This is a genomic window from Pirellulales bacterium (assembly GCA_035533075.1).
Lineage (GTDB): Bacteria > Planctomycetota > Planctomycetia > Pirellulales > JAICIG01 > DASSFG01.
Genome location: DATLUO010000072.1, coordinates 21,327 through 31,695, shown reverse-complemented (window position 1 = coordinate 31,695; position 10,369 = coordinate 21,327). Strand labels below are relative to the sequence as shown.

Here is a 10,369-nt window from a genome sequence, read left to right as displayed (position 1 = left end):
AGGGTAGGACCAGCGAGCTTGCGAGCGCCGGCCCACCATTGCCGAGGCGTTAGGTGTTAGGTGCGCTGTTCCCAACCCTCAACCCCCAACCCCCGAGACGTTGCCTGATATCACTGCAATAGTTCTTCTTCAATCCGTTCCAGTTGTGTTTCAAATTGCTGATCGATGACTCCGTAGTCCGTTTCCACCCGGCAACCGCCGCGGCTGATTTGCGCGTCGGCCACGATCTCGGCTGCCGCCAGCCGAGAAAACTCCGAAACGAGCTTTTCTACCTGTTGTCCTAACGCGGCGTGGTCGTGGGGGTGGAGCAAGATGCGGACGCTGGCGTTGCCGCCGGCGAGCTCCAATGCTTCTTTCAGCAAATCCAAGGTGATCTGAGGCTCTTGCATCGCCTGGCGCCGGCAAACGCGTGCCGCCATCGCGGCCGACAGGTGAAGCGCTTCTCGTTCCCAGTGCCCCAGCCAAGATTGCTTCGATCGCTCGATCTCGGCAATCGCGGTCCGCAGCGCCGGGAGCACGGTCTCTAATTGCCTGGAGATCTTTTCGTCGACCATGCTGTCAATCGCCTTGGTGCCGGCCTGCCGCCCTTCGGCTTCGGCCGCTTGGCGCACGGCCACCGCTTCTTGCGCCGCTTTGGCCACGATTTGTTCCGCCTGTGCCCGCACGCGCCGCAAGTGCGCCTCGGCTTCCAACGCCAAGTCGTCGAAGTTGAACGCCACCGAGCGGGCGCCCGGGTCGGATGCGGCTTTGATCACAGGGGGCATATTAAGATTGTGGATTGTGGATTGTGGATTTGGGTAATCCAAAATCCTAAATCGAAAATTGGCTGACTCACGCTTTCGCTAGTATCTCGTCGCCTCTGGGTAAATCAATTCTTCCTTCCAACGCAAGCTGGCAGGCAATGCGGGCCACCTCGCGCTGCGCTTCTTCGACGTCGCTCAATCGCAGGGGTCCCAAATTCTCGATCATCCGGCGCATCTTCTTGGCCTCGATGGGAGTCAACGGCCCCAGAATGCGTTCGACCAACTCTTCGTCGGCGCCGGCCAAGGCCAGGCGCGCCAGCTCGCTGCCGGCCGCCGCCAGAATCGTGGCCAAGGTCGCGTCGTCGACGCCGCGCAGGTCGTCGAACTCGAACCGTTGCGGACGGAGCCGCTGCGCCAGCGGACGGTCGTGCCGCGCGAGATTGGTCATGATCGCGCGGCGCAAGCCCGGCCGGGCCGCGTCGAGAATGCGGAGCACCGATTGCAATCCGCTTTCCTGACGACGCTCGGTCACCGCCTGCTCGAGCATCCGCGACTCCAGTCCGCGCTCGACCTCGCGCACGATTTCGGGATCGGCCTGGTCGAGATCGATCAGTCGCTGAATCACTTCCGCCTGCAACTCGCCCTCCAGCGTGGCCAGCACCGCCGCAGCTCGATCGTCGGGCAAGTGCGAAATCACGACTGCAATCGTTTGCGGGCGCTCGCCCGCGATGAAGGGAGTCAATTTCTCGCCGTGCGCGTCGTGCAGAAACCGAAAGGGCTTCGCACTGTCGCTTTGTTCCGTTTGCGCCGGCCGGTGGTCTTGCGACAGTCGCCGGGCCAACCCCGCGTCGAGCTCCACGCCCGGATGAGGTGGAGTGGCTGGCCGGCGAAGGAAGTCGCTGATCACCTGCCGCTCTTCCCCAGGTGCGATGCCGTGCAACTCGACCACCGTCCGCCGCAGCCGCGCGGCTTCTTCGGCGGGAAGCTGGTCGAGCAACTGATCGGCCATCGCGTCATCGAGGTTGGCGATCAGAATTGCGGCGCGGCGCAGGCGTTCGTCGATTTTGCTCATGGCTTAACTCACGTTGCCGATCCAACTGCGCAGAATACTGGCCGCCGTGTCGGGATCTTCACGAACCATGTCTGCCAGCTCTTCGCGGAGCGATTGGCCCGAGCCGGAGCGTCGTTTGAGACGGTTTGCACCTTTGCCTTCGCCCTCGGCAACGCCCTTCTCGGCTGTCTTTTCTACTGACGGAGGTGGCGGCGGAAGCGGCATGTCGGGCGTGGCCGACGGGGCCGGAGCGGCACGGACCATCGAGCGGAGCATGACCAGGCTGAGGAGCGCCAGACCGGTCATGCCCACCGTGCTCCAATTGGCGGCCAGCCAGCCGAGCGCGATCTCGCTGGTGGCGGGAACGGGGATCGCCGCCGCGGGTAAGTGATGAAACGGGGTCACGGTGACCAACGGACGCGGGTCGGCCGTGGGATCGACTTGCGGGATCAAAGGCGCAATCGAGTTTTGGATTCTGCTCGTTTCATCGGTCTGGATTTGGGCCAGCGCCTTCTTATCGACGGGCGGCGGGGGCTGGTCGGGCGGCGACGGGTTTTGATCGCGATACACCTTTTCGAAATAGCTGCTCGGAACGGCAACCGTCACCGTGACGCGATTGGGAGTCAGCGGTGCCGTCTCGGTCCTCGTCCAGTCGCGCGGGGCGTCGTTTTGCTCGCGCCGCGAGCTGCGTTCTTTTTCGGTGTGGCTGCCGCGTGCCTGGGCCGGCAGCGTGGCCGGCGCGTTGGGCCGCTGCTGGGCCTGCAGTCCCGGTTGTCCGGACGGGTTGGCGGCATCGGTCTGCTCCGTGTCGGTCTCGTCTTGCACGAACAAAGGCACCACGTTTTTGGAATCGACGCGGGTTTTTTCTTCTTGCAGCTTGGTGTGCGGATCGAGCTCGACATTGGCGGTAACCACCACTCCTGGCACATAGTTCAGTGCCTGGAGGATCGTTCTCTCATAATGGCCTTGCCAGTATTTCACCCGCTGGGCATAGGGATCGTCGAAGACGTCATGAACGTTCTTGTTGCCCGTGGCCTGATACGACGGTCCGTTCAAATCGACGACCGTCACCTGCTCGGGCGTCAGGTTCGCTATGGCGCTTGCCACCAGCGCGCGGATCTTCGGCACCTGATCCGATGGCAAAGGGTTTTCGCCGACCGGCTTGACGCTGACCGAGGCGGTCACGGTGGTTTCGAGTTTCAGACCGCCCTTCTTTTGCACGTCGTACAACACCGACGCGGTTTCCACGCCCTTCATCTGAGTGATGACCGCCGCCAACTCTTTTTGCAGGCCGATCTTGAGCATCGCGTCCTGCTGTTGCTTGCTGGTGAACGGACTTGGCTTGCTTACCGCGGCGTCGAGATGCGAACCGAAATGGGCGGGCATGGCGTTGCCATCAACCAAGGCCGCCATGTACTTCGCTTTTTGGGCGCGCGGCACCCGCACGCGGCCTCCGTCGAAATCAAAGTTGTTCAGGCCGGCCTGGCCGAAGGCGCTCTCGATCGCCTGCAATTCGGCCGTCGAAAAGTGCTGTCCTTCAAGCAAGTACGCATCGCCGCCCGTAACCTGGTGGTTGAACAGAAAGCCGGCGCTGGCCACGACCACGGCCAGCAGCAACCCGGCCGTGATCCGGGCGCCGGGCGACATCGAGCGAAACAGCTCGGCAAGCTGGGCGAAGGCTTTGTTCAGGAAGTCCATGGAAGGGTTCAGGGTTCAGGGTTCAGGGTTCAGGTTTCGGGGTTCAGGGTTCGGGGTTCGGGGTTCAGTCAAGCTAAAAGAAGTCCTGGTTGCACCATGCGTACTCCTTGCTCGCGCTTTTCACTTTTCACTCGGCTTCCTGAACCCTGAACTTTCTCGAACCCTGAACCCTCTCGAACCCTGAACCCATTCATACTCGAATGTTCTGGACGTCTTGATAGGCCTGCACGAGCTTGTTGCGGACCTGCATCATCATGCGGAAAGCCAGGTCGGCCTTTTGCACCGCAGTAAAGACTTCGGCGGGGCTGACATCGCCGCCCGTGGCAAGCTGCTCGACGGCCCGGTTCGCGTCTTGCTGCATCGAGTTCACTTGGTCGATCGAGTCGAGCAGGATACTCTTGAACGAGCTGCCGCTCGATTGCTCCGCACCGTTGACTGCGGCGGTTGCGGGCAACTGGGTGATGGAGGGCACTTGTACGGGATTGATCGTCGCCACGACTCACTCCTAGGGCTCTTCGGTTTCGGACGGTCTGACTTCAGGCAAGAATGCGCAAGGTTTCTTGAATCATTTGTTTAGTGACATCGATCACGCCGAGGTTGGCCTCGTAGGCGCGGGTCGATTCCAATGCGTCCGTGAACTCGCTCATCAGGTCGACATTGGGATAGGCGACATAGCCCGTGTGCGGACCGTCTTTGACGGCATCGGGGTGATTCGGCTGGTACTTCCAGCGCGGCTCGACATCGGCAATTTGCACCGAGCCGACCTTGACGCCCGACACGCCATAAGGACCGCGCACGCTGTCGTCGGACTGAAACACCGGGTATCGCGGCTGGAAGGGCTGTAATTCGCCCGCCTCGTTGTGCGTGGTGGAAAGATTGGCGATGTTATTGGCGATGGCCGTCAGCCGCACTCGCTGGGCGACAAGGGCACTGGTGCTTACGTCGAGGGAGGAAATCATTTCTACGCTTTCTCGCTAATGGCGGCCCCGATCAACTGGAGCTGATTGTTCATAATCGTCAGCGCGATGTTGTGCTGCATCTCGTTCTTGGCAATCTCCATCAGTTGTTGCTCCAGCCCCACATTGTCGTTGTCGTGCCGCAAGATGCCCTGCAAGCTCGATTTGACCGGCGAAAAGGGATTGCCGTTGTCTAAAGCCGTGAGCGAGGTCGCCTGCGTGTCGCGGGTTTCGATCGCCTGGCGAAGATTCGCTTGAAACTGGTCAGCCGACAGGTCGCGCGTGCGATACCCCGGGGTATCGAGGTTGGCGATATTTCCCGCCAGAATCTGGTGGCGCATCTGCGCGAAGTTGACGACCTGCTCCAGCACGGGGATCGTCGTCGAATTAAACAGGTCGTTAAGCATGTTCGTTTGTGTTCAAGCAAGCAGGATGCCGTAACCGATAATCAGGGCCGTTGACTTGGAAACATACGAGTGCCGGGTCGGTCCCAAGTTCGTACCAGCACGGTGTTTGTCATTCGTTGTTTGCGCTGAGGGTTGCGTTGGGTTTTCTCGCGGCAAATTGTTCGGGGCCAGTTGGTCACGGCAAAAACTGCGCGGCGACAGGCAGATACTGCCGATCAGGCCGCTCTGGCAAACTTCTTGGTCCGCGGCGCGTAGCCGTATTCCTTGAGCTTGCCGGAAAGTGTCCGCAGGCCGATGCCAAGCGCCTCGGCGGTCTTCGCCCGGTGTCCGTCAAAGTGGTCCAACGTCGCCTCGATCAATTTGCGTTCCATCTCCCGCAGGCTGAGGCCCAGCGGCAGCCGGTCGGCTGCGTCGGTCGCTTCGCCGGGCGTATCAATCAGCCAGGGCCGCAGATCCTCGGCGGAGATGGCGTCGCCGGCGTGCAGCACGCTGGCCCGTGTGATGATGTTTTCCAGCTCGCGCACATTGCCCGGCCAGTGATAGCTGTGCAAGAGGGCCAGGGCGCTGGCATCGAGATCACACAGCTCGGAGCTGAGTCGAGCGGCCGTCCGCGTCAGAAAGTGTTCGGTCAGCGGAGCGATGTCTTCGCGGCGGTTGCGTAGCGGCGGCACTTCCAGCGGAATGACGGCCAACCGAAAGAAAAGGTCTTCGCGAAACCGGCCTTCGGCGACTTCCGATCGCAAATCACGGTTGGTGGTCGCCAACACCCGCACGTCCAGAGGCCGGGTCTCGCTGGAGCCGACGCGCTCGAACGTCCTCTCTTGCAGCACGCGTAGCAGCTTGGCCTGCAGCGACAAGTCGATCTCGCTGATTTCGTCGAGCAAAATGGTGCCGCCGTTGGCGAGCTCGAACCGCCCGGTGCGCGCCGTCTCGGCGCCGGTGAAGGCACCCCGCTCGTGACCGAAAAGCTCGCTCTCCATCAACTGGGCCGACAGCACCGGGCAGTTCAGGCCGACCAGCGGCGTCTGGGCGCGCAAACTGGCGGAATGGACCGCCCGCGCCACCAGTTCTTTGCCGGTGCCGCTCTCGCCCATGATCAGAATGGTTTCGATGGTGGGCGCGGCGCGTGCGATGCAGGCACGCAGGGCCCGCATCGCCGGACTGTTGCCGATCATCACCGGCGGCTGGCAGGAACCGGCCGCGGGCAAGGCTTGCCCGGCATCGATCAACCGCCCGTGGCCGAGCGCCCGTTCGACCAGCGTCTCCAGCCGGTCGGCCGCGAAGGGTTTTTCAATGTAATCGAAGGCGCCGTGCCGCATCGCCTCGACGGCCGAGGCCACGGTGGCGTAGGCCGTCACCATGATGACCTGCGCCCCGTGGGGCCGCTTGGCAAGTTGCCGCACGAATTCGAGTCCCGTCATGCCGGGCATCTGCAGGTCGGTGATCACGACATCGAAGCTCTCGTGGTCGAGCAGCTTGACGGCCTCGACGGCGCTGGAAAGGCACTGTACCTGGTGGCCCGCCTGGCGCAAGATGTCGGACATCGACTCACGCGCCTGTCGGTGGTCGTCGACCACCAGAACTCGTCCCTTGAGCTCCGCGGGGCGTAGCGTCAGCAGGTTGACTCTCGGTTTAGTCATAGATTCTTCTCAACACCGGTTCGCATTTTGGATTTTGGATCTTGGATTTTGGATTCTCGACTCAGCAATCCAAAATCGAAAATCCAAAATCACCTCCGCCTCTCCGGCAGGCGGAGCGTGACCGCCGTGCCTCCCGTAGGCACATTGCCCATCGTCACCTGGCCGCCGTGCGATTGGGCCATGCGATAGACAATCGCCAGCCCCAGACCCGTGCCCGTCGGCTTGGTTGTATAAAACGGTTCAAACGCCCGGTTCGATGCCTCCTGGGAAAGCCCCGGTCCCGTGTCGGAGATTTCCAGCGTCGCCGTGCCCGGCTCTTGCCAGGCGCGCACGGTGAGCCGTCCGCCGTCGGGCATCGCATCGAGCGCATTCAACGACACGTTCAGCACCGCCCGGCGCAACATTTCGCGGTCGGCGATCATCGCCAGATCGTGGCCGACTTCGTTCACCAGCTCGATCGACTGTGCCGCGAGCTGCGGTGCCAGCAATGCGTACATCTCGTCGATCAGCGGTCGTAGTGTCACCGACGCGAGTTGCGGATCGCGATCGGCGGCAAAGTTCAGCAGGTCGTTCACCGTGGCGCCCAGCGAATTGATTCCGTGCTCGACTTTTTCCAGCGCCGCCAATGCCGGTGGGTCGCCGGCAATACGTCGCCGCAGCACGCTGAGATAGAGCGCCACGGGCACGAGGTTGTTTCGCACTTCGTGAGCGATGTGCGACGCCATTTGGCCCAGATCGGCCAGGCGGTTCTGGCGGGCCAGCTCGCGGTTCTTGATCTCCAGCTCATCCGTCAGGCGTTGAACTTCTGCCCGCAGCGCCTCGTGGGTCTGCTCAAGGCGGAGCGTGGCGCCGTGCCAGGCGGCCAGCACCGTTTCCAGGTCGGAATCGGCACTCAAAAAGGGGCTCGCGGCAGATTGCGTGTCGCAGGTCATCTCGGTCAGTCCTTGGTCGAGAGGTCGAGACGGCCGGTGGCGGAGACGGGCGCCGAGTAGGCCAGGCGCGTTTGGGCCGCCGAGTGCGCCAGACGCAGGCGAGCGGCCGCCTCGTCGCGGTGCCGTCGCAGGCGCTCTTCAGCCAGCTTCTCCTGTTCACGGATGTCGCGCAGCAATTGGTCTCCCTTGCTCACGTGGTCGCCGCAGCTTTCGCGCGTTTGAGGATTGCGCCAGCGACGGCTTTCGGGATCCTGGTTGCGAAACGGATCGATTCGCTTCTCGACCTGCTGCAACTCCGCCAGCACGTGATGCTTGGCCGACAACACGTGAATGAGCTGGTTCATGTCGCGTTCGTCGATGAGTTCGAGTTGCCGCCGCCCCAAAACGTAAAGCTGCTCCAGCAAGGCGTGCCGGCGCGCCGTCAACTGCAAGAGCACGTCGGTTTCCCAGAGCGTCGTTGGTGCGTCGGTCGTCATAGCGTGCCCAGCGTTTGAAACAACTGTCCCCATTCCTGCCGCGTATAATTCGATGTTTGCTCGAAGGGAAGATCCTCGCCCAGATGCTTCAGGGCATATTTGGCTTGCTCCAAGGTGCTGCGGGCGTTGTCGGCCTGTCCCAAGCGGCGATAGCAGGCGGCGATTTGCACGTAGGCCGGCAATACTTCGGGACGCTGCTGATAGCGGTTTGTGACGCTGGCATAAGCCTGAATCGCTTCCTGGTAGCGGCCGAGATCGAATAGGATGTCCGCCCGTGCGAAAAAGCAGTTCCGCAGGACCGCTTGTTCCAGCCGCGTCAAAGGCCGCTGTTCTTGGCGAACCAGCATGGCGCTCAACTCCTTCTCGTAGCGCGCCAGGCCGGTTTCCAACAATTGCGTCCATTCGCGGCGACGGGCCAGCCGGCCTTCCGCGGTGGCTTCCTGCTGCTCCTGCCTTTGCACTTCCAGAGCACTGCGGCGATAGCTTTCGGCCGCCAGATAATTGGCCTCGTCGGCGCCGGCAGCGGTCGGATAGCGGGCCGTCGCCTCGTCGAGCCGTCCGATGGCTTCGTGGTATCGGCCCGCCTCATACAACAGCCGGCCGAGCGCGAACAGCGAATTGCGCCACTCGGTGCTGGCCGGACTGAGCGCGGCGCCGTCCAGGTTGTCGAGCAATAACTTCTCGGCCGGACCGGTCTGAGCGATTTCGAGATAGGCCTGAGAGGCCAGCAAGCGGGCTTCGTAGATCGCCGCGTCGCGTTGGTGAAACTCGATGCACTCTTTGAGCGGCTCCAGCGCAGCGGCCGGCTGTCCGGAGGCCAACAACGATTCCCCTAGTGCCAGCAACGCCCGTGGGCGCCGCTTGCGTGCTTCGACGTCCAGGTACTTTCGGAACGTGGTCACCGCGGCCGCGTAGTCGTGACCGGCCAACTCGGCTTCGGCCGCGTCGTAGAGGTCGTCGGTATACTCGCGCGAGGCCAGCCGCATTTCGGCCAGACGGCCATAGAGGATGCCGGCTTGCCGCAAGCGTCGGCGGCCCGTGGAAAGCTGCTTCATCTGCTCTGGAGTATCGCCGCCTCCGGCCACCATCAACAGGTGCCGGCCCCATTGTGCGTGCGCTTGGGCCTCAAGTTGCAGCGCTCTCGTCGCCCCCAGCACCGGCCGGCAATCGACCGCCAGGCTGATCGCCGGCTCAAACTGCTGTCGGCGCAACAATTCTTGGTAGGCGTCGAGCGTACACGTGCGCACTTCATCGAGCGAGAGCCAGCGGTTTTTGAACTGCGTTTCGGGATCGAGCGATTTCAGCGCGTCGCGGTAGGCCGCGACCGCCTCGCTCGGGCGTCCTAATGAACCTAGCCGTTGGGCCGCGGCAATGCCGGCGGCGAAGCCGGCCTCGGTGTCGGGCCAGCGCTGCGCGGTGTGTTGCAATTGCGAAAGGCCCGCCTCCTCTTCGCCGAGCGCCAGACGCAGGCGGCCGATCAGATAGGCCGCATCGGGCGCCAATGCGTCGGACGAACGACGATGCCCCGTCGGCGGTTCCAGCAATTGAATTGCTGAGCGGCGCTTTTCATCGGCCAGGCGCTTGTCTTGCGCGGCGTTTTGTTCGTCTAGCGAGTCGGCTTCCCGTTCCAACAGCAAGGCCCGCATGACGGCCACCTGCTGGTGCAACGGAGACTCGTCGGGGATTTCCGTGAGCGACTTGAGGCAAGCGGTGTAATCGCCCAGGGCAAACTCAATTCGGCTGCGCTGGAACAGCGCCTGCTGTCGCTGGGCCGAGGAAAGGTGTTCATCGGCCAGGTAGCGGGTGTTGTGGGCCAGCGCCTGGTGATATTGGGGTTCGGCCTGATCGAGGTAGGCGCCGGTGAGCAGCCGATGAAGCTCGAGGCGTTCAGGGTTGCTCTTGAGCGCTTGCTCCAACACGCTGACGCTCTCGGCTGCCTGGCCGCTTTCGTAGAGATCCTTGCCCAATAAGAAAAGGCCTTCGCCTTCCCGTCCGTCGAAAAAGCCCAAGACGCGGGCCTCGCTCAAGTAACGGGCGGCGACCGCGCGCAAGCGGCGCTGCTGCCGGCCGAGCAGACGGTCGGCGTCGTGATCGGCAGCCACTCCCAGTAGGAACGGTTTTGCGCGGAGCTCGTCGGCCGTCATCGGCCCTTCGGCGCCGAAGGAATGGGCGATCTCTGCCGCGCCGGAAAAGTCGCCCTGGTCGAGCGCGGCCAGCGCGGCCTCGACACCGGATACGACCGGCTGCTTCGGCAAGTGACGGCTGAGCGACCATTGCACCACGACGATCGGCAGCACCGGCAGGAGCACGATGCCGCTGATAATCGCGGCTTGCAGTGGGTTGCGGCCGGCCCACGCCGCCATGTGCGACGCCACGCGCCCGGCGGTCAGCAGGCGCGACTTCAGCCGTCCGGCGCGTGCTTCGGTGGGCTTGGCGGGAGTGGGCTTTGCCATGCGGAACGCCGAT

General features: G+C 63.0%; 10 protein-coding genes. All 10 read right to left on the bottom strand.

What is annotated here, in order from left to right; all coding sequences use genetic code 11:
• Nucleotides 1-110: 110 nt before the first annotated feature.
• The gene (locus VNH11_09825; protein ID HVA46660.1) at nt 111-764 is read right to left on the bottom strand and encodes a FliH/SctL family protein; all 654 of its coding nucleotides are present in this window, start codon (nt 762-764) and stop codon (nt 111-113) included.
• A 67-nt stretch (nt 765-831) separates the two neighbouring features.
• A complete protein-coding gene (locus tag VNH11_09820; GenBank protein ID HVA46659.1) occupies nt 832-1,815 on the bottom strand; it encodes a FliG C-terminal domain-containing protein in 984 nt (327 codons plus the stop codon).
• Between the two features lie 3 nt (nt 1,816-1,818).
• Nucleotides 1,819-3,492: a hypothetical protein gene (locus tag VNH11_09815; GenBank protein HVA46658.1), complete on the bottom strand. Its 1,674-nt coding sequence runs from the start codon at nt 3,490-3,492 to the stop codon at nt 1,819-1,821.
• Nucleotides 3,493-3,682: 190 nt separating this feature from the next.
• Nucleotides 3,683-3,988: a flagellar hook-basal body complex protein FliE gene (gene fliE / locus VNH11_09810; protein ID HVA46657.1), complete on the bottom strand. Its 306-nt coding sequence runs from the start codon at nt 3,986-3,988 to the stop codon at nt 3,683-3,685.
• Nucleotides 3,989-4,028: 40 nt separating this feature from the next.
• Nucleotides 4,029-4,451, bottom strand: a complete 423-nt coding sequence (gene flgC / locus VNH11_09805) for a flagellar basal body rod protein FlgC (protein HVA46656.1) — start codon at nt 4,449-4,451, stop codon at nt 4,029-4,031.
• A gap of 2 nt (nt 4,452-4,453) precedes the next feature.
• Complete coding sequence (gene flgB / locus VNH11_09800; protein ID HVA46655.1) at nt 4,454-4,855, bottom strand: flagellar basal body rod protein FlgB; 402 nt, start codon at nt 4,853-4,855, stop codon at nt 4,454-4,456.
• Between the two features lie 215 nt (nt 4,856-5,070).
• Complete coding sequence (locus VNH11_09795; GenBank protein ID HVA46654.1) at nt 5,071-6,495, bottom strand: sigma-54 dependent transcriptional regulator; 1,425 nt, start codon at nt 6,493-6,495, stop codon at nt 5,071-5,073.
• An 89-nt stretch (nt 6,496-6,584) separates the two neighbouring features.
• Complete coding sequence (locus VNH11_09790) at nt 6,585-7,427, bottom strand: ATP-binding protein (GenBank protein HVA46653.1); 843 nt, start codon at nt 7,425-7,427, stop codon at nt 6,585-6,587.
• 5 nt (nt 7,428-7,432) lie between these two features.
• Nucleotides 7,433-7,903: a hypothetical protein gene (locus tag VNH11_09785; GenBank protein HVA46652.1), complete on the bottom strand. Its 471-nt coding sequence runs from the start codon at nt 7,901-7,903 to the stop codon at nt 7,433-7,435.
• Nucleotides 7,900-10,356: a tetratricopeptide repeat protein gene (locus VNH11_09780; GenBank protein HVA46651.1), complete on the bottom strand. Its 2,457-nt coding sequence runs from the start codon at nt 10,354-10,356 to the stop codon at nt 7,900-7,902. Before VNH11_09780 ends, VNH11_09785 begins: the two co-directional genes overlap by 4 nt.
• Nucleotides 10,357-10,369: the final 13 nt, after the last annotated feature.

What these genes read in the sequence shown, in the direction of transcription:
- VNH11_09785 (HVA46652.1), bottom strand. Translation starts at nt 7,903, where the DNA reads ATGACGACCGACGCACCAACGACGCTCTGGGAAACCGACGTGCTCTTG.
- VNH11_09825 (HVA46660.1), bottom strand. Translation starts at nt 764, where the DNA reads ATGCCCCCTGTGATCAAAGCCGCATCCGACCCGGGCGCCCGCTCGGTG.
- flgC (HVA46656.1), bottom strand. Translation starts at nt 4,451, where the DNA reads ATGATTTCCTCCCTCGACGTAAGCACCAGTGCCCTTGTCGCCCAGCGA.
- VNH11_09795 (HVA46654.1), bottom strand. Translation starts at nt 6,495, where the DNA reads ATGACTAAACCGAGAGTCAACCTGCTGACGCTACGCCCCGCGGAGCTC.
- VNH11_09790 (HVA46653.1), bottom strand. Translation starts at nt 7,427, where the DNA reads ATGACCTGCGACACGCAATCTGCCGCGAGCCCCTTTTTGAGTGCCGAT.
- VNH11_09780 (HVA46651.1), bottom strand. Translation starts at nt 10,356, where the DNA reads ATGGCAAAGCCCACTCCCGCCAAGCCCACCGAAGCACGCGCCGGACGG.
- VNH11_09820 (HVA46659.1), bottom strand. Translation starts at nt 1,815, where the DNA reads ATGAGCAAAATCGACGAACGCCTGCGCCGCGCCGCAATTCTGATCGCC.
- VNH11_09815 (HVA46658.1), bottom strand. Translation starts at nt 3,492, where the DNA reads ATGGACTTCCTGAACAAAGCCTTCGCCCAGCTTGCCGAGCTGTTTCGC.
- flgB (HVA46655.1), bottom strand. Translation starts at nt 4,855, where the DNA reads ATGCTTAACGACCTGTTTAATTCGACGACGATCCCCGTGCTGGAGCAG.